This window comes from Pseudoalteromonas luteoviolacea NCIMB 1944 (assembly GCF_001625565.1).
Classification (GTDB): domain Bacteria; phylum Pseudomonadota; class Gammaproteobacteria; order Enterobacterales; family Alteromonadaceae; genus Pseudoalteromonas; species Pseudoalteromonas luteoviolacea_F.
Genome location: NZ_AUXS01000097.1, coordinates 238,880 through 260,725 on the forward strand (window position 1 = coordinate 238,880; position 21,846 = coordinate 260,725).

5 protein-coding genes are annotated in these 21,846 nt (G+C 44.8%); all 5 read left to right on the forward strand.

Annotation, left to right across the window (positions count from 1 at the left end; all coding sequences use genetic code 11):
- The first annotated feature begins 75 nt into the window (after window positions 1-75).
- The 5 genes from N483_RS26035 to N483_RS26055 all read left to right on the forward strand — a co-directional run bounded on the left by N483_RS26035 (window position 76) and on the right by N483_RS26055 (window position 21,789).
- On the forward strand, window positions 76-9,105 hold the full coding sequence (locus N483_RS26035) for a non-ribosomal peptide synthetase (RefSeq protein WP_023400482.1): 9,030 nt from the start codon (window positions 76-78) through the stop codon (window positions 9,103-9,105).
- 3 nt (window positions 9,106-9,108) lie between these two features.
- Window positions 9,109-16,377, forward strand: a complete 7,269-nt coding sequence (locus N483_RS26040) for a non-ribosomal peptide synthetase (RefSeq protein ID WP_023400483.1) — start codon at window positions 9,109-9,111, stop codon at window positions 16,375-16,377.
- A gap of 12 nt (window positions 16,378-16,389) precedes the next feature.
- Window positions 16,390-16,905, forward strand: a complete 516-nt coding sequence (locus N483_RS26045) for a DUF2141 domain-containing protein (RefSeq protein WP_023400484.1) — start codon at window positions 16,390-16,392, stop codon at window positions 16,903-16,905.
- Between the two features lie 437 nt (window positions 16,906-17,342).
- Window positions 17,343-18,575 (forward strand): aspartyl protease family protein, encoded by a 1,233-nt coding sequence (locus N483_RS26050; RefSeq protein WP_023400485.1) that lies wholly within the window; start codon window positions 17,343-17,345, stop codon window positions 18,573-18,575.
- Window positions 18,576-18,783: 208 nt separating this feature from the next.
- Window positions 18,784-21,789: an FAD-binding and (Fe-S)-binding domain-containing protein gene (locus N483_RS26055; protein ID WP_023400486.1), complete on the forward strand. Its 3,006-nt coding sequence runs from the start codon at window positions 18,784-18,786 to the stop codon at window positions 21,787-21,789.
- Window positions 21,790-21,846 lie beyond the last annotated feature (57 nt).

The window sequence follows — 21,846 nt, forward strand, 5'->3', positions numbered from 1 at the left end:
AACCACATCATGGCGCTTTCTGCGTTGACCACCCTTTTATGGCATCACGAAAATAATAATGGAAGTATAAACCCAATGCGTAACGATAACTCTCAATCACTTTCTCAGCGTCAATTGCAAGTTTGGCAAGGTCAAGAAATTGCACCAACTAGCCCTGTTTTTAATGTCTCTAGCGCACTCAAAATTACCATGGGCGATTGTTTTAATCGGTTGCAAGACGTGCTAATTCAATTGCAACATCGCCATCCAGTGCTCCACAGTAAAATTGAACTCTCAGCGGATACACCTGAGCTTATTTTCAAAGATGGCCAAGTGCAATGGTTGGCCATGGAGGGCACTGATATTAGCGCATCTGAGCTGTGCGATCAGTACAATGTGCAGTTTATAGATACCAGTGAGTGTAATTTTGAATTTTATTATCAGGTGCTGACAGATTCAGAGGTGATTGTGTTGATCAAAGGTCACCATATTGTGTGTGATCAGTGGTCTTTGCAGATTTTGGTGAATGATTTGCTGAGGCTGTTATCGAGTGAGGATGACTGCTCAACACTTAAACCTGATATTGAATATTACGCTGCCAAAGAGCAAGACTTTGCTGACGTGCAAGTGAGTCCTGTGGACTTCATCATGAAAAAGCCACACAACACTGATACCAATGATGATGTTGCCGTCCTGTTAGATAATACAACAGCGTGCATTGAACCAATAAAGCAGGTTGCTGCTGAGCACGGTATCAGTCCTTATTGTGTAATTCTTGCGAGTACCGTTTTAACACTAAGCCGTTTGACCAACGATGAAGACGTCACCATTGGCGTACCAATTGCGAGAAGAACGCGTAAAAATCGTTACCTATTGGGCCACTATGTTGATTTAGAAGCGCTGTCGGTCTCTGCGGTTCATCAAAAGTCGCTCATTGAGCTATTGCAGACCATCAGTGAGCAGCTCACTGCGCTGCTATTGAACAAAGCCCCATCAGGCTTGAGCAGCAAAAATATCAATGTAGTCTGTAACTACCTTGCGCAGCTAAAAACATCTCATATTATTCCAGGTTTGATGCAGGTGCTTGCTGGACTGCCTGAACAGCAGCTCAGATTAGGTGAAGATAATGCGGTCACCGTGGAAGGGGTGTTGCTAACACCTGCTGTGGCGCAGTTTGAATTAGATTTCACATTATTTGAAACAGGCTCAAAATTGCTACGAAAAATTGTCGCAGCAGACGCACAATTTAACACTGAGACTTTGCAAGAAATTGGTGAAATACAAAAACGCTTTATTACACATTTAGCGCAAGATAATGCCCATCAAATATGTGGCCGCATCAGCATACTCACTGAGGCGCAAGAACATCGCATTGAACACCAGTGGAATGATTTTCCTGCAAAGTACCCAGAGCATAATTTAGTTGATGGCTTTGACTTACAAGTTGCGCAGTACCCTGAGCGCGTCTGCGTGATCACGGCAAGCCGTCAAATTGATTATCATACCTTGAGCGAATATCGCTATGGTATTGCCTACCAATTGGCCACAAAAGCAGCTAAGCGCGGTGAATTGGTCGCTGTTATGTGTGAAAAGAGTGAATATCAAGTGGCTGCACTGCTTGCCGTTAATACCGCTGGTTGTGCGTATTTACCCATCAATGTGGCTTGGCCAAATTCACGTATTCATCAGGTTTTATTGGCGGGGGGCGTGAAGCAGGTATTAATTTCGAAAGTGTTGTTCGATCGCATTCAAAATGAGCCGTGGTTGAGCGAATTCCAATTCACTTTGGTTGAAGAGGCCGCGATAAAAAGCGAGCTTGCTGATACCCAGTGGCGAGAAAGTCTCGTGCTACCTTTGCCACACGAGATTGCCTATGTGATCTTTACTTCGGGTAGTACTGGCCAGCCAAAAGGGGTGGTGATCACTCATGAAAGTGCCATGAACACCATCTTCGCCATTAATGCACGTTTTGAGGTTATGCCAGAAGATCGTATTTTTGGTATTTCGGATTTAAGCTTTGATTTATCTGTATACGATGTGTTTGGCGCGTTGGCCGTGGGGGCAGCTATTGTGCTGCCTGAGCAAGACAAAGTGCAGGACACAGATCATTGGTTAGACATGGTCGAAGCGCACCAAGTGACAATTTGGAATACGGTTCCTCAGCTTGCGCAATTGCTTGCGAATGAGCAAGCACTACAAGTGCGCAACGTTGATAGTTTGCGTGTTTACATGATGAGTGGTGACTGGATCCCACTTCGCCTACCTACGCAGCTCAATGCTATGACGCCTCATGCGACAGTGATGAGTTTGGGTGGCGCTACCGAGGGCAGTATCTGGTCAATTTGGCATGAAATAAACACAGTTGAGCCGGATTGGCAGAGTATTCCATATGGTTTGGCAATGCCGAATCAAGCCATGTGGGTGCTGGATCAATATGGCAATCATTGTCCAGCGGGTATTTTAGGTGAAATTCACATTGGTGGCATTGGGGTAGCTCAAGGGTATTTTAATGACCCAGAGCGCACCAACCTTGCCTATTTTGAACACCCTACACTTGGCCGACTATACCGTACTGGCGACAACGGCTGTTGGAATGAAAAGGGTTACATTGAATTTAAAGGCCGTAAAGATTTTCAGGTCAAAGTACGTGGCTATCGTATTGAAATGGGTGAAATTGAACACTGCTTATTAAAGCGCCCAGAAATAAAACACGTTGCGGTGATTGATAAAGAGCACAATCAGCAAAAAGCCTTGGTGGCTTATCTAGTTGGCGAGCTCGATGCATCGATTGATTTAGATGATGTGAGAGAGTTTGTGGCAAAGCAGTTGCCAGAGTATATGGTGCCAGCTGCTTTTGTGGTTATTGATGCATTACCTTTGACCCTCAATGGCAAGTTAGACAGAAAAGCATTACCAGAGCCTGAGTTTAGTGCCAGCACTGAATACCAAGCGCCGCGCAATGAACTAGAGACTGAACTATGTGACGTTTGGCAAGGCGTACTGGGCCTTGAAAAGGTAGGGATAAACGATAACTTTTTCCAAATTGGTGGCGACTCAATCGTCAGTATCAGTCTGGTCTCAGCGCTAAGACGCGCTGGCTACTCCCTTAAAGTAAAAGATATTTTTGTCGCGCCAAGTGTGGCGGAGCTGGCTGAATTTATTATCGACAATGATGATGTTGCAAAAGTAGCTGTGTTATCAGAGCAAGGGGTTTTACAGGGGGATTTTGACCTGCACCCAACACAAAGTTGGTTCTTTTCACAAAATTTTGCCAATGTGCATCACTTCAACCAAGCATTTAGTGCCTATTGTCCGAATGATTTATCTAATGATGACCTAAATGAAGCGCTCACCACCCTGAGCTACCAGCATGATATGTTGCGCAGCCGATGTGTTGTTGAGCGCAAAAATCGCTATTGCGAAGAAGTGCTGTTTGAATTAACTGAGCTGAATATCTCTCTGTTGGATGAGGTACAAGTCAGTGACACCTTGAGCGCTGTACAAGCCAGCTTGGATATTTTTGCAGGCCCTACATGGCGTGTGGTGAGACTAAAAGGGCATAGCGATGGCCGCGATAGACTGTGCTTTATTTTCCACCACATGATCATAGATACCGTGTCTTGGGGCATTTTACTTAACGACCTTGAGCAAATTCTTGCTGGACAAAGCCTGTTGGCAAAGCAAACCAGTTACCGTCAGTGGGTGGATGGACTGTCGCAATACGCAGTGCGTAACCAAGCACAAACGGCTTATTGGGCTGAGGTGATGGCTGGGCAGCCAAGTCCACGGCCTTTGCATGCAATGCAGCAATTGTCACTGTCTTTATCGGTCGAGCAAACAGAAATTTTGTTGCAGCAAGCTGCTCAAGGATATAACACGCACACGCAAGAATTATTACTCAGTGCCCTTGCCATTGCCATGGAAACCGTATTTGGAACTAAGTCTCATCATATTATGCTGGAAGGTCATGGTCGAGAAGCCATTGATGATGCGTTAGAGATAAACCAAACACTAGGTTGGTTCACTAGCCTGTATCCCGTTAAGCTGGTATGTGCGCAGTCTGTAGAGCAAACCATTGCTGCAAACAAAGACATGCTGCGCGCCATCCCTGACAAAGGGATTGGTTTCGGTGCGCTTTTCCAATTCGACCCTGCAAAGTTACCAGCGCCACTCCCTAAAGTATGCTTTAACTATCTTGGTCAGTATAAAACGGCTGAACCTGCCGATTGGCAAATTACAGGGGAGCCTGTAGGTGCACTGGTTGGCGCTGACAATGACAGTGATTTAATGCTCAATGTATTAGGGTTAATTAAACAGGACGCGTTGAGCATTGAGGTTGAATCAAGGCTTGCGCCAGCGCAAGGCGCGCTATTTGTGCGCGCTTTTGAACGTGCACTTGAGCAGGTCATTGCTCAAGGTGTGACGGCGATGCAAGCTGGTGGGGTGAGTACACCAAGTGACTTCCCGCAGGCGCAGATTAGTTTTGAGCTGCTGCAAAACCTACAGTCACATACTCCTTTAGAAGCTTTATATCCTGCCAATAGTTTGCAACAAGGTTTTATTTATCATGCCTTAAATCAGCCTGATGATGATGCATACCGAGTACAGTTGCTAGTGGACTATCATACTCAGCTAGACCTTGAACTGTATCGTGCGGCTTGGCAACTAGCGACGGATAAACACCCAGCATTGCGCATGGCATTTAATTGGCAAGCGCAGATGCTGCAAGTGATCAGCCAAAAGCTTGTTCTCAGTGATACTCACTTCAATGTCGTGGACTTAAGTGCTTTTTCTGAAAGCGAAAGAGTTCAGCAAATGAATGAGCTGCTAAAACAAGATAGGCTCAAAGCATTTGATTTGGCAGATCCTGGGCTCTTTAGAGTGGTGGTGTTCAAGCACAGCGACACGCATTTTAGTGTGCTTAAAACTGAACATCACAGCATTGGCGATGGTTGGAGTGTGGGTAACTTACTGGAGACCGTCAATAATTTTTACAACCAGCTTAAAGCAGGTGAGCAACCGACTATCCAACACGACCATGCCTATCAAGCTGCACAGGAATACCTGTATGAAAACAAAGACCAAACGGATGCATTTTGGCAGCAAAAGATGTCTGAGTTTGAGCATGCCAACGACGTCAATTACCTACTGAGCCAATCATTTGATTTGGCGAATGAACGGGTTGTCTCCGAGCCTGAGCGTAGTGCGTTTGTGATCACAGGTAGTGAGTTTACTGCTTTGAATGAGGTTTGCAGGCAATCAGGTGTGACACTTAATGCCGCGATGCAGTTTGCTTGGCACAAGTTGTTGCAAAGCTATTGCCAAGATCTGCAAACGATTGTGGGGACTACGGTTTCTGGGCGAGACATACCCGTTGCAGATATTCATGCAAGTGTGGGCTTGTTCATCAATACTTTACCTTTGGCAGTTAATTGGCAAGCGGATGCAACCATTGCAGAGGTGATGTCACAAATTCAGCTAGAAATTGCGGACGTAAATACCCACAGTGGCGCAGAGTTATCTCGCGTGCAAAGCCAAGGGGATGCGTTATTCCATACTTTATTTGTGTTTGAGAACTATCCAATCCCAAAAGTGCAAGAAAGCGACCGTGAGCGTGTAGAGCAAGCAATGCAGTATCGTGAGACGCGCGAGAAAAGTGATTACCCGATCACCGTTATCGTAACTGCCACGCCTGAGCAGGTTGAGTTTTCTTTGAATTATTGTGCGCAGCAAATTAATACGTGTCAGGCAGAGCGATTAATCGCGCAGCTGCAAATTATCATTAACGCCATCGTTGATGAGACTGAGCAGCCGCATAGTCAAATTAGTTTGCTGTCAAAGCAGCAAAGCCATGAGCTGTTGATGCAAATCCAGCCACAAATTGCGCCACTACCTGAGCGTGGCAGTTTGAGTGAGATTTTTGCCGAGCAAGTTCAAAAGTACCCCAATAATACGGCGCTAAAGTTCCAAGACAAAGCGCTTAGCTATCAAGCGTTAGATGCGCAGTCGACGGCATTGGCCAAGGCGATTTTAACGCGAGATCCGAGCATTGCATCTGCCACAAACCAAGCGCCGGTTTACATCGGGCTTTATTTTGCACCCAGTCTCGAATTGTTGGTGAGCATGGTGGCAATATTAAAGCTAGGGGCAACGTATGTACCGTTAACGCCAGAGTACCCGAAATCGCGTAGCCAGTTTATTTTGAGCGATACGCAAACGCCAATATTACTTTGCCAAGCAGGTCTGGAGGTTGAACTCACTGAAGTACTAGATGGGTTAGAGTCTCCTGTTCAGGTGCTAAGTTATGATGAGCTCAATCAGGAAGAAGCGGATATCGACTTATCGGATATAAATACTTCGGCTGATGATTTGGCATATGTCATTTATACTTCAGGCACCACAGGCCAGCCTAAAGGGGTGATGCAGCCGCATCACAACGTGGTAAGGTTATTTGACTCTTGTGAACAGGAGTATCAATTCACAGCACAAGATGTGTGGGTGATGTACCACGCTTGTACCTTTGATTTTAGTGTGTGGGAAATATGGGGCGCGCTGCTGCATGGCGGTTGTTTGGTGATCCCTGACAAAGCCTGCACCCGTGATCCGCGTGAGTTTATTGCCTTGTGTCAAAACCAAGGCGTCACGGTATTAAACCAAACACCGAGTGCTTTCTATTCATTTACCGATACCGCGGTATCGCAAAATGCGGATCTACCTGCGCTGCGTTATGTTATTTTTGGTGGAGACAAGCTTAATATGGCGCGCCTTGCGCCTTGGTGGCAGGCTTATGGTGATACGCACACTAAGTTAATCAATATGTACGGCATCACAGAAACCACAGTGCATGTGACATATCAGGAACTCTCACCAGATAACAATCAACATCAATCACTCATTGGCCGTCCGCTCAGTGATATGTCAGCGTATGTGCTTGATGCCAACCAAAACCTCGTGCCAGTTGGAGTTGTAGGTGAATTGTATGTAGGAGGGGCGGGGCTTGCGCGCGGTTATTTAAACCGCGAAGAGCTGACCCGTGAGCGCTTTATTGAAAATCCATTTGCTGCGCAATTGCCTGCTTTTCAAGAATCTCGCTTGTACCGCAGTGGTGACTTGGTGCGCAGACTTGCGGATGGTCAGCTAGAGTACATTGGCCGAAATGATGAGCAGGTTAAGATCCGTGGCTTTAGGATAGAGCTGGGGGAAATTGAAAACATTCTCATTGCACATCAAGATGTGAAGCAAGCAGTTGTGATCCCGCGATTGCTGCAAGGCACACAGCAACTGATTGCGTATGTGGTATCACAAGGCGAAACCGCACTTAACCACGACGTGCTACGCACGTATTTAGCTGAGCAATTGCCAGAGTACATGGTGCCCAGCGCCATTATGGCCATTGAGCAAATACCGCTGACTGTTAACAACAAAGTCGATCGCAAAGCCTTACCAGATCCTGTATTTGATGCACAAAGCGATTATGTGGCACCGACCACTGAACTTGAGAGCCAGCTATGTGATATTTGGCAGGCGTTACTTGGCCTTGAAAAAGTGGGGATTGATGAGCACTTCTTCCGTATTGGTGGCGACTCAATCATTAGTATTCAATTAATGTCACAACTGCGTTTGTTGGGCTATACGCTCAAAGTGAAAGATATTTATGAATCACCCACCATAGCGCAATTGGCGAAAAAGCTTGAGCAATTGCCGCAGGCTGAGACATTGCAAACAGAACAAGGGATACTAACAGGTGAGTTTGATTTACTGCCTGTACAGTCTTGGTTCTTTGACTTAGGCCTGTCGCAACCTGCGCATTGGAACCAGTCATTTATGCTCACCGTACCAGAGGAGCTGACAACCGCCGACATCGGGCGGGCATGTCATGCTTTGATTGAGCACCACGACATGATGCGCGTCCGTTTTGCGCCGCAAGGTGATACTGATCGTCAATCTTATTTATCTCTTAACGAGTTAGATTTGGCTGCTTGGTGTGGTGTCGCTCAGTTAGATGTGACAGGGCTCTCTGATACGCAAATTGGCGAGCAGTTGAACCAGTGGCAGCAAAGTTTTGACCTCAAAGGTGGGCCGCTATTTAAGCTGGTGCACCTGCAAGGTTACGGCGATGGTGTTGCGCGGGTTTGTTTTATTTTTCACCATTTAATCATTGATGGCGTCTCGTGGCGGGTATTGTCACAAGACTTGCAAACCTTGCTTACCGGTAAAACATTGGCTGCAAAAACCAGCAGTTATCGCCAGTGGGTGAATGCTATGCAAACCTACCCAACTGATCACAGCAGTGAGCTGAATTACTGGCAAAATGTGGTTGAACATAGCAATGCACTCAACGTTACTGAATCTGTCAGTGAGCATTCATTATCTTTGTCGGCCGCGCATACAAATATGCTATTGAGGCAATCAAATGAAGGCTATAACACTGAAATCAACGATCTATTGTTAGCTGCGTTGAGTTTAACTTTACCGCAAGTGTTGTCAGGTACAGAGCATGTGATCACTCTAGAAGGCCATGGCCGAGAAGATATTGATGAGCGCTTAGATGTATCACAAACTTTAGGGTGGTTTACCAGCTTATATCCTGTGAAGTTAATGGCTTATGAAGACCTTTCTACGACTGTTGTGCAAACCAAGGAAATGCTACGCGGCGTGCCAAACAAAGGGGTAGGCTATGGTGCTTTTTTCCAAGCAGGTCAAATTACGCAAAAGCTGCCTCTTATCAGTTTCAACTACTTAGGGCAATTTAATCGTAGTGCAAAAGGGGTTGAGAGTTGGCAGATTGTGCAAGAGTCCTGTGGGCAACTGATTGGCGAGCAAAATGAAATGGCTTTGATGCTCAATATCAACGGCATGATCGACTCAGACCAATTGGTGTTTTCAATTCAGTCGCGACTAGGCCAGCAGGCCAGTGCTGATTTTGAACGCTATTTCATGACTAATTTACAACATGTGATCGAACATACCGCACATATCGCCGAACAGGGGGCTGTTGCGACGCCAAGTGACTTTATCGCCAATGACTTATCAGTAGAACATCTTGCGCACTTGAATAGCGTGCTTGAAGAAGCAGACATGAATGAGCAAGACGATACCTGCGACGACAACATCATGGAGATTTAAGCAATGTTACTTATCAAAGAAATAAGCGCACATAACCTGTCTATTTGGGCAGAGCAAGGTAAGTTAAAATTGGCTTTTGGCAATGCGTCTCCGGATCCGCAGTTAGTGAATAAAATCAAAGCCAATAAGCCAGAATTAATTGCGTTTTTGAGTGAGCAAAACATTGACTCGGCGAAAGCCTTTAGACGTTATATTCAGAGTCAAACTGCGCCTTCTCGTAGGATTGAGTCGGTGAGTCCGGCAAACAGCTTGCAGCAAGGGTTTATCTATCATCATTTGAATCAGCCAGACGATGACGCATATCGCGTACAAATGATGTTGGATTATCAAGAGCCGCTCAATGTACCTTTGTATCAAAAGGCCTGGGAGTTGACCTCTTTACGGTTCCCTGCACTGCGCACTTTTTTTAACTGGGATGAAACCCTGTTGCAAATTGTCTCCCCCAAAGCGAGTATCGACAGCAATAGCTTTTACTATGAAGATATCAGCGCATTAGGTGAAGCAGAGCGTGGTGCAAAGATAGATGCGTTGCAGCAAGCGGAGCGCGCAAAAGGGTTTGATCTGTCAAAGCCGGGCTTGATCCGAATTTCACTTATCAAGCAAGCAGATGACTTATACACCTTACTAAAAACGGAGCACCACAGCATCAGCGATGGCTGGAGTGCGCCTTTGTTGCTGCGCAGTGTCCATGAATATTATGAACAGCTGTTAGGGGGGACGATACCAACTGTTGAGGTCGAAACGGCCTATTTGGCAACGCAGCAGTACTATCAACAGAACCAAGCACAGACACAGCAGTATTGGCTAGAAAAGAAGCTGCAATTTGAAGGGGCAAACGACATCTCGGGTATGTTGAGTGCCCCCCTTGATTTAACCAAACCAATGCAGGTCACAGAGCCAGATACGCAGCAGCTGATGATAAGTGGTGCTGAGTTTCATAGACTCAAATCCATGTGCCAAAATGCGGGCGTGACATTGAATGTCGCGTTGCAATTTTGTTGGCACAAGCTTATTCAAGTCTATGCGGGAGATGAGCAAACAACTGTGGGGACTGTTGTCTCTGGTCGCAATTTGCCGGTTGACGGCATCGACCACAGTGTTGGATTATTTATCAATACCTTGCCGCTGCAAGTGTTTTGGCCACAAGATGCCTCTTGTGCGCAAATCATGACTGACATTCAGCTGTCGATTGCCTCCCTCAACAGTGCCAGCAGTGTTGCTTTAGCGGAGTTGCAACCTCAAGGTGAGCGGTTATTCCATACCTTGTTCACATTTGAAAACTATCCGATCAATCATCAAGGGGATACTCGAAAATGGCAACTCAAAAAGGTGGTAGAGAAAATTGACTATCCGCTGTCAATTGTCGCGACAGAGCAGGGTGATACGCTCGATATTGCCATTAACTACAGTGCAAATTGGTTAGATACTGACAAAGCCACTAAGTTGGTAACTCAGCTTAAAGTTCTGCTTGAGCAGCTGGTGGATGCGCCAGAACAGCCGCATCAGCAATTAGGGTTGTTGACACCAGCTGAGTGTGAGGCAATCACTCAGCAGTGGCACTGCCAACAAACGCACTTTGAATTTGAAACTGACATTGCGGGCTTGATTGCCCAGCACGCGCAAGCTATGCCAGACAAGGTGGCTGTTAAAGCGGGGGAAACTTCTTTAAGTTATCACCAACTTAATGAGCGAGCTGAGCATTTAGCAAATAACATTTTGCAGCGCCTTACTCAGCAAGGGGAGTCGGTGCAAGCCGATACACTGATCGGGCTGTATTTGAGCCCAAGTGCTGAAACCCTTGTGGCGATGGTAGCGGTATTGAAATTAGGTGCGGGATATGTGCCTATCTCCCCGGATGCACCTGAGGACAGAGTACAGTTTATTTTGGCTGATACAGACACACGCTTGGTGTTGACTCAATCTCAATATGCCCATCGATTAGATACTTGGCTCACGGGCACCCAAGTTGGCTTTATCAGCTGTGATAAACCTATGTTGGTAGCAAATAACCCACAAGGCTTTGCTGAGCGTCGCAGTCGTATAAATAACATTGCTTATGTCATTTATACCTCGGGTACCACAGGTAAACCAAAAGGCGTGATGGTAGAGCAAGGGCAGGTGCTGAATTACTTTTTTGGGGTGCAAAGTACCTTATTAGATGCTCTGGATGTAACAGACTTTTCGACCAACTATTGTTTTGATTTGACTGTGACAACCACCTTGTGCCCACTGATGGCGGGTGGCACAGTGTGTGTTTACCAGGATGATATTGCCAATGTGTCAGCGTATCAGGCACATTTGACAAACAATCAAGTGCGTTTTGTAAAAACCACACCGAGTCTTGCGAACATATTATTGACTGGCAGTGGGATAACCTTACGCAGCTTAATGGTGGGCGGTGAAGCACTGACTAAGCCGGTGATTGATAAGCTCTCAATAGTCACCGATACATTGATTGATGAATATGGTCCGACAGAGGCGACCGTTGGTGCCATGAATAAGCGCGTTGACCCAAGTCAAGTGGTTAATGGTATCGGGCATGCTTATCCCAATGTTGCGCTGTATGTTTTGTCATCGGTACTTAAACCTGTGCCAGTAGGCGCAATCGGTGAGTTATATATCGGCGGTGCTGGTGTTGCCAGAGGTTACTTAAATAGGGAAGATTTAACCCAGTCGCGCTTTATTAAAAATCCGTTTGTAAGTAGCGATGATACGTACAATCAGCGTATATATAAAACTGGCGATTTGGTTCGTTGGCTCGACAATGGTGAAATTGAATACCTTGGTCGAAACGACAATCAAGTTAAAATTCGAGGCTATCGGATTGAACTTGGTGAGATTGAGCATGCTATATGTGACGTTGCTGGTGTTCACAGTGCGGCTGTCATTGCAGATAAAAGTCATGCAGACGGTGCGCTACATGCCTATTGGATTGCCAGCGCAGACAGTGCCGCCTGTGAAGAAGATATAAGCGCATATCTGGGATCAAGGTTACCAAAATATATGCTCCCAGCCAGCTTTACTCGACTAGATGTGTTCCCTTTGACTGGCAATGGAAAGCTGGATGAAAAGGCGCTGCCTATTCCTAATCAAGGTTTCGCACATAGCTATAAAGCGCCGAGCAGTGAGCTTGAGTCGACTTTATGCGAGCTTTGGCAGCAGGTGCTCAATGTTGATACTGTGGGTGTGGATGATAATTTTTATACGTTAGGTGGTAATTCAATTACGGCAATTCGTCTGTCTGCGGCCAGCCGCAAAGCGCTTAAGCGTGATATTCCACTCGAAATGTTATTCACACATAATACGGTAGCAAAACTTGCCAAAGTAATTGATGCATCACAGGCCATTGTGATCCCACGCAGTGACTGCGAGGTTTTACCGCTGTCATTTGCACAAGAGCGGTTGCTCTTTATCGACAGTTACGAAAAGGGCAGTAGTGCATATCACATTCCAGCCCTGTTTGAAGTGGGGGAGTCGCTAAACCTTAGTGCCTTACAACAAGCGCTTAATCAAGTAGTTGCTCGCCATGAGGTATTAAACTCGGTATTTAATACCCGTGATGACGGCGTCTTAAGCCAATGCGCATTACGCAAAAACATTGCCATTTTACAGCACACAGTGGTAGATGAAGTTGCGTTGGCAGCTTTGGTGAGTGAACTTGCTGTACAACCATTTGAGTTGTCAAAAGACAGTCCAATGCGGGTGTATCACATTTGTTGTTCATCCACGCAGTATTTGCTCTTTGTTTGGCACCATATTGCGTTTGATGGCTGGTCGACTTTTGTATTCACCGACGAGCTAACGAAAGCGTATATAGCGGCACTGGATGGTAAAACTGCACAACTGCCAGAGTTGAGCATCCGGTATGCGGACTACGCAAAGTGGCAAAGAGATTATCTTCAAGGTGAGACACTAAACAAGCTGCAAAGCTACTGGACAGGTGCGCTCAAAGGTTTCGAAACGCTTGAGTTACCTTATGACAGAGCAAGGCCAAGCCAAGTGAGTTATGCCGGAGAAAATCTCGATTTAACCCTTGATAAAGACTTATCCAAGCAGGTTGTGGAGATTGCCAAAGCACATCAAACAAGTGTGTATACCGTGATGTTGAGCGCTTTTTATGTGACTTTGGCCAGTGTATCTGGCCAGCAAGATATTGTAGTTGGTACGCCTTCTGACAACCGACATCATAGCCAAGTGCAGGCCTTAATCGGATTTTTTGTTAACTCTATGGCGCTGCGCAGCCAAGTCGATAAACAAGCCAGTGCTAGCGAATTTATTCAACATACCCATCAGTTGGTAACACAAGCGAAAGTACACCAAGAGCTGCCGTTTGAACAGGTAGTTGAATTGTTAGAATTGGAAAGAGATAGTTCTCGTCACCCTATTTTTCAGGTGATGTTTAGTGTGCAGAGCATGAATGCTGAGTCGATTGTGCACGGTGATATGCAGCTCACCCCTGTGCTAAGCGATATGCTCAATGCAAAGAGTGCAAAATACGACTTAACCTTAATGGTGGATGATAGCGCTGAGCAGCTTGGTTTGCAGTTTAATTATGCAACCAGTTTATTCGAAAAGGTGACAATTGACGCACTTGCAGGCCGTTATTTGCGGATACTCAAAAGTATGTTGGCCGCGCCATCTGAGCCATTGCACCACATTAATGTGCTGAGTGACGTTGAGCGCACACAGTTGCTTGAGCACTTCAACGCACAGCCAGTGCATAAACTGAGTGAACACTCGATTCAGCGTGTATTTGAGCAGGTTGTTCAACAACACAGCAATGACATTGCCGTGGTGTGTGGTGACGAACAATTGAGTTACCAGCAGCTTAATAATAGGGCCAATCAGCTTGCTCGATGTATTCGACAAGCCTACGAGACTGAGCAAAAATCAGCGATCAAGCCAGATACATTAATTGCACTGTACTACCCTCAAAATATCGATATGGTTGTGGCGATTTTAGCTGTGTTAAAAGCCGGTGCTGCTTATGTACCGCTGTCGATGGATAATCCAGATGAGCGCACGCGATTTATTGTCGACGATGCGAATGTACCTTTGATACTGACACACGCTGATTATTATGCTCAGGTGTCAGGGATCTTCAATACGGACGCAGGGCCAAGGGTATTGGTTGCCGAGCACGTTGGTGGCGAGAACACCGCGAATTTGGATGTAGATACTGAACTGACTAGCTTAGCTTATGTTATTTATACTTCTGGGACCACAGGTCAACCCAAGGGCGTAGAGATAGAGCACCATGCTGTGAATTCCTTTGCATTGGGTAATAACTACTTGGATGCATCTAAGGTGAGTAATATCGCAAGTATGTCATCTTATGCGTTCGATGGTTTTATTTTTGATGCCATGTTCAGTTTGCTCAACGGTTTGTGTGTGCACTTAGTTGATAAGTACACGCGACTATCTCCTGAGTTATTTGCGCAGTATGTTCTAGAACACGATATAGATGCGAGCTTTATGACCACTGCATTATTTAATGCGCTGGCAACCAGTGGGCAGCTTAAAAGTAGTTCGCTCAAGCACATTTTATTTGGTGGCGAGCAGGTCAATTTAAATGTGGTGAATGCCTTTAAGCAAAGTACACCGCAAGTGAAGTTAAGTCATGTCTATGGCCCGACAGAAACCACAGTGTTTGCCTCTGTTTGCCATCTCGATGATAGTCGAACTAATGCGCCCATTGGTCATGCTTTGACTGGCAAAACTTTGTATGTGCTAGATTCGATGGGTAACCCAGTACCTGTGGGTACACCGGGTGAGCTTTACATCGGTGGTGAGGGCCTTGCCAGAGGGTATTTAAACCGCCCAGAACTAACCGCTGAAAAGTTTGTAGAAAACCCATTTGTAAAACCGATTGCAGGAAGCAATGCAGAAACTCGTATGTATCGCACAGGAGACATTGTTAGGTGGCAAAGTGATGGCAATATTGAGTACGTTGGTCGTAATGACAAGCAAGTGAAAATACGCGGGTTTAGAATTGAGTTAGGGGAAATTGAAAGTGCTATTTGTAGTATTGCTGGGGTGAAGCAAACCGCGGTGATAGCAAAACAAAATGGCACTGAAAAGTATCTCGCGGCGTATGTCGTGAGTGACGATACACGGGCTGATAAAGTAGAGCAGATCTTGGATTATTTACAGAGTGCGCTACCTGATTTTATGGTGCCATCCGCAATAACGTTACTTGATAAGATCCCACTCAATGTCAACGGCAAACTGGATGTGAAGTCCTTGCCAGAACCCAATTTTATTTCCAGTGATACATATGTTGAGCCACGGGATGCCCTCGAGCTTAAGTTATGTGAGTTATGGCAATCAGCACTAAGTCATTCGCAAATAGGTATTAGCGATGACTACTTCAAATTGGGTGGGACCTCAATCGCGGCTATTAAGCTCACACAAATGATAAACCAAACCATCAATTGCAAGCTTTCTGTGGCAGATTTGTTTAATTCGCCTACGGTGCAAGGCCTTGCAAGTTTGATTCGAAACCAAGCGCGAGACGGGCAGTTAGTGAAGCGTTTGAACAATTTTAAAGCGGGTTTGCCAACCCTTGTAATGATCCATGCTGGCAGCGGTGGTTGTGAGGTTTATCAAGGGCTAGCAGCAGAGTTAAGTGGGTCGTTTAATTGTTTGGGCATTGACAATTACAACCTCATCAATGATCAAAAAATTAGTCAGTTAGATGTGCTAGCTAAGGTTTATTACGACGAAGTTTGCACCCATATTGAACTTGATAAAGTTCAGCTAGTTGGTTGGTCACTAGGTGGTAACATTGCACTAGAAATGGCTGGTTTGTTTGAAAGAAACCACAACGCTGACATAAAAGTGCTGCTTTTAGACACTATTATCAAGTCAGGTAAGCTCAAATTGCTTACCCAAGAATTTGAGTCTGAAAATGAACAATTGTTTATTACACGTATGCAAGAGCTTGGGCATGGAACAGAGAATATCGACGCCATGATAAAAGCCCGCAAAGCGGAAGGGCTGTTGGACTTGTGCCCATTAACTCAGCCATTAAAAACGACTCAGGTGCATCTATTAAAAGCAGGTCAATACGAGGCACAAGTCTCAGAAATGTTGACACATGAGTGGTCGAAAACATTGGATGCTATTGTAGACAACAATGTTGGAGAGTTTGTTGGAGGCAAGGTTGATTATACTTTGCTTACGCAGCGAAATCATGGAGATATTTTGCAAAGCCATACTGAAATTAGCAGGGTATTGTCCAATATGATTGATACAGACTGTGAAGATTAAAAGGTATTTGTTATGAATAAAAAGGTATTGTTGTCATCTTTAATTTGCGTACTGTTAGCTGGGTGTTCGTCGACTTCCAACATGAGTATTAATAAAGTGAAAGGTGCCCCAACCGATGTCCGGATTGTGGTAAATCATGTGGAGAGCACCGAAGGCCAGCTGCTGGTATATTTGCATGACAATGCAGGCTCCTATTACAGTGATGATAACTACAGTGCTTCGAGCATTAAGTATTTTCATCGCATAGTCGTCAAGCCCAGCATACCGGCAACGGAAGTTGTATTGACGGATATCCCAGCGGGCAAGTACGCCATCAGCGTTGTTCACGATAAAGATAGTGATGGCACACTCGATCGCATGGTTTTTCCTTTCATCGGCATGCCAAGCGAGCCATATGGTCTGTCAAATGATGCTTATAGTGCATTGTCTAAGGGTAGTTTTGAAGACGCTTTAGTGGATATTACGGCTCAAGCTCAGCCTATTGAAATTAAACTGGCAACCCATCTATCCAAAACGTTTGGTGGTTAAAAGTTGAGGGTTGAGTCTATGAACAATCATAGGCTCATCCATGCCAAAGTTGGCTTTTTCCGCAATCCATGGGTTTTAGGTAGAGTATTTGGATCCCAATTCCCGTCATTGCGGGCTTGCTCCGCAATCTATAGGTTTTGGGCGGTGTATTTGGATTCCAACTCCCGTCATTGTGGACTTGTTCCGCAATCCATGGGTTTTAGGTAGAGTATTTAGATCCCGAATCAAGTTCGGGATGACAAAGGACGCATTATTACAATGTTGGCCCGTGGTACAAGACTTACTTTCAATACAAAACGGACCCATGACACAAAATGAGCTGTCTGTACATAACTGACCTTCGGATCGATTCCCATCTCAATTATCTTGAATTTGACATTCTCTTCACATACATAAGAGTAAGCTCCGCTGATAAATCAACTTAATGGAGGTGAGCGGTGAAGTTATTCGTGGTTTTACTTGGAGCAATGACGCTCAGTGGGTGCAGTGTTGCTAATTATATTCGGCTGAAGTACGAAAACGATGATATCCAGCCACATTGGCAAGCTGGACAAAAAACAACGCAAGTGGATGCACAAATTAGCGCTAAACCTTATGTATATATGTCTATCAACGGGGTTCAGGGCTTCAAAATGATGATTGATACAGGCGCGTCTATTTCAATTTTAAACGATTCCAAAAAGGTGAAAGCCTTGGCATTAAAGGAGGGCTACTCACTTGAGTTAGGAGGGTGGGGAGATGGCAAAAATTCTCATGGTTTCCAAACCGAAGTTAGCGATATTCAACTCGGTAAAGTGAATTTTAAAAATGTGAGTTTTGCCTATATGCCTGTGACCGAAAGCGAATACTTTTTGAGGGATGATGAGGCAGTGTTCGATGGTGTATTGGGTCATGATATTCTTAAACATTTTACTTGGTATATTGATTCGAAAGCAGGGACCATTGACATTTCTCGTGAGCCTTACCAACCGTCCGAGCAAGATATATCAATCCCTATGCGCGTATCTCTCAGCAAACTTTATTTTGACAGTGAAGTTGATTTAGGTGACAACCAAATAATGTCTCAGGAGCTGGTACTTGATACTGGCAGTCGCCACTATTTCAAGCTTAACAATTACCATGTCCGTGACTTGGGCTATGAATTTAAAGGTAAAACAGTCACTGGTTCTGATTTTGGCTTAAGTGGTCAAACAATTCATCAACGCGGCACTATTCCATCACTACAAATTGCAGGGCTAGAATTAAGCAATGTAAAAACTAATTTTATTGAAGGTGGCGATGACGGAAAGTCAGTGTTAGGAAGCTCTATATTGTCCCATTTTAATTATGTAATTGATTATCACAATGTGAGCCTACACTTAAAGCCTTATAATTCAGTCCTATTTAATGCTCGATACAATTTACTTGGGTTAGAGTTGAGAAAGTTGGTTAATGGTGCTTTTGTCGTTCGGTACATAATGCCAGATATGGCCGCTTTTGGAGCGGGTATCAAAGTTGGTGACGAAGTGCTTAGCTTCAATGGCATTGAAGCGCACAGGTTATCGCAAAAGGATTGGATAGAAGTTTCAGCGACCCAAGGAGAACATGAGTTATGTATTTCTAGAGATAATTTATGTTTCAAACTCAGTGCAGATCATGTAGCAGGCTATAGTAACGATTTTAAATACTAGTTGTTTAGTCGCAAACCTGAGTAATTTAACTATACTGAACGAAGGTCTCCCACCGATATAAAACGGCAAGATAATTATCTTGCCGTTTTTTTATGCAATGAGTGCTGGTTGACGAGAGCTAAACCTGCCAAGAATTTTGTCCTCACTAAATTGTACAGATTAACCCTTGCGGTTATGTTATATTGTATCATTTTGTGGGGCGCAAAAAATGGAGCAAGAAAATAACGCTAGCGGGCACATAGCAGAAGTGCTTGATAATTATCTTAACGCTTTGAAGGGACTAGGTTTTGAAGGAGAGATAGACAGCAGCTATTCAACCAAGTTAGTACACTCAACGGATAACAGTATCTATCAGCAGTACCCTCAGGCAGTGATCTTTGCCAAATCAAATGATGATATTCAAAAGGCGCTGGCTCTGTCTGAGCGGGCAGAATTTAGCGTACTTTCTTTTGGACCACGAGGTGGCGGAACCGGAACGAATGGACAATCTCTAACTGGCGGTATTGTACTTGACTTGTCCCGCCATATGCGGGAAATCCTTGAAGTAAACACCCAAGAAAAGTGGGTAAGAGTTCAAGGCGGTGTGGTCAAGGACCAATTAAACGATTATTTAAGGCCGCTAGGTTTCTTTTTTGCGCCAGATCTATCTACCAGCAACCGAGCTACGATAGGCGGTATGATAAATACCGACGCTTCAGGGCAGGGCTCTTTGGTTTACGGTAAGACCAGTGATCACTTGATATCTCTAAAATGCTTTTTGCCCGATGGGTATGAATTAGATACGAGTAAAATGAGTACCTTGGCAGCAAAAGAAATTGCTGCAAAACAAAGCCGATTAGGACAGGTTTTTCGTGATGTTATCGATAGTTGTGAGCGAAACAGAGCAAAAATTCTTGAGGTATTTCCTAAACTGAATCGTTTTCTCACTGGGTATGATCTTAAAAACGTATTTAGCGATGATATGGAGACGTTTGACCTAACGCGTATTATCGCTGGTAGTGAAGGCACATTGGGTGTTGTTGCAGAGGCCAAGCTTAATATCTTACCTATCGAGCCATACAAAACACTGGTGAATATCAATTATGATAACTTTGACTCTGCACTTAGACACTCTCCTTTTTTAGTGAGTGCGCGCTCGACATCGGTGGAGACTGTTGATAGCAAGGTACTTAACCTTGCACGTGAAGATATGATTTGGCGAAGTGTTGCCAAGTTTTTAGACACGCCAGCAGATGTTACATCTGACGGCTTGAATATGGTTGAATTTAATGGTCAAAATGAGCAAGACATCAATACTAAGGTTGACGCGCTCGCAGTTCAATTAGAAGAGCTTATCGCTAGTAACAAGTCGGGCGTAGTGTCCTATTCAATCACAACGGATAAAGCGGACATCATTAAAATTTACGCCATGCGTAAAAAAGCGGTGGGCCTTTTAGGCAATACCAAAGGCGCACAAAAACCCGTTGCATTTGTCGAAGATACAGCAGTGCCTCCTGAACATTTGGCTGATTTTATCGTTGAGTTTAGAGCACTACTTGACTCGTACAATCTGGCCTATGGCATGTTTGGTCATGTGGACGCAGGGGTGTTGCATGTGCGTCCTGCTTTAGATCTATGTGACACAAATCAGCAAGCTATGCTCAAACCTATTTCTGACAAAGTGGCGCAGTTAACTAAAAAATATGGTGGACTATTTTGGGGAGAACATGGAAAAGGGTTTCGCAGTGAATACGGTCCTGAATTCTTTGGCTCTGATTTATTTTTAGAGCTGAGAAAGATAAAAACGGCGTTTGATGCGAACAATAAGCTCAATCCAGGTAAAATTTGTATGCCACTAGATAGTAACACTGTGCTTGCAAGTGTCGATGGCCCTTTAAGAGCGCGCTTCGATAAACTTGTGCCTATCAATATCAAAACTTCATTTCAAGATACTCTGAACTGCAACGGCAATGGGCTGTGCTTCAACTACAGTGAGCATACTCAAATGTGTCCGTCCTACAAAGTGACTAAAGACCGGCGAGACTCGCCCAAGGGGCGCGCTATGCTATTTAAAGAGTGGACTCGATTGCAAGCAGAGCAGGGTGTCAACTTACCATTGCAGCAATCGACGTATTTCAGTGATGCTAAGCCCAAGGTGGAAATATCGGAAGCTGGAGAGTTGGCGCAATTGAATCATGAAGTAAAGCGGGCAATGGATGCTTGTTTAGCGTGTAAGGCTTGTTCAACTGCTTGTCCAGTTAAGGTGGATATCCCTAATTCCCGGGCTTATTTTTTGCATTTTTATCATCAAAAATATGGCCGGGGGCTTAAAGATCATATGGTCGCTAACATAGAAAGGCTATTGCCTGTTATGTCCCGTGGTGCGGCAGTGTTAAATACACTGATAGGTTCAAAGTTGGCGAATAATTTAAGTAAGTGGGTTTTGGGTTATCAAGACTTACCTTTGTTGAGTAAGCGTCAGCCCAAAGGCATGGAGTACGATTATGAAGTATTGAGCAAGTTTAGCCAGTCGCAAAGGGATAACTTGGTGCTGGTGGTACTCGATCCGTTTACTTGGTTCTATGAAGCTGAACTCATTGCAGCAGTCATCAAGTTGGCGAATAAATTGGGGAAACAAGCTGTGCTGTTGCCCTATCATGAAAATGGCAAAACCAAGCATATAAAAGGGTTTTTACCTGAATTTAAGTCAACAGCGATAGCTACCAGCGCTTTTTTGCAAAAAGCCGCCAGTCTAAACATCCCCATGATTGGTTTGGATTCAGCTATGGTATTTGTCTATGACGATGAATATCGAAAAGTACTTACGTCACAGCAGCGCGGCGACTTTCATGTTTTAACCGTACATGAATGGCTTAAACAACAAAACCTTTCAAAATTAAAGTTTACCGGATCTACAGTGTCATTGACGCTCTTACCTCATTGCAGCGAAGAGACGAATACTCGTGCAAGTTCGTCGACTTGGCAGGAAATATTCAAAAAACTTGGTGTAGCGGTTAAAAGTCCTAATGTAGGTTGCTGCGGCATGGCTGGAACTTTCGGTCACGAAAGTAAAAATCAGCTTGCATCAGAAACGCTTTACACCGCGTCTTGGCAGCAATACGTGAAGGCAGAAAAAGTTGTGGCGACAGGCTTTTCATGTCGCAGCCAAATCAAGCGCTTTGAAGGGCAAAAGCCTATGCACCCGGTTGAGTTTATCGCAGTGCATTTATCGTAGTTGGTTTGTCGCTATGCGCAGAAAGTATCAAGTCCACTCTGCTAAAAGCGGGCTTGA

Excerpts from the sequence above, each read along its gene's own strand:
- N483_RS26055 (WP_023400486.1), top strand. The coding sequence starts at position 18,784 with ATGGAGCAAGAAAATAACGCTAGCGGGCACATAGCAGAAGTGCTTGAT.
- N483_RS26045 (WP_023400484.1), top strand. The coding sequence starts at position 16,390 with ATGAATAAAAAGGTATTGTTGTCATCTTTAATTTGCGTACTGTTAGCT.
- N483_RS26040 (WP_023400483.1), top strand. The coding sequence starts at position 9,109 with ATGTTACTTATCAAAGAAATAAGCGCACATAACCTGTCTATTTGGGCA.
- N483_RS26035 (WP_023400482.1), top strand. The coding sequence starts at position 76 with ATGCGTAACGATAACTCTCAATCACTTTCTCAGCGTCAATTGCAAGTT.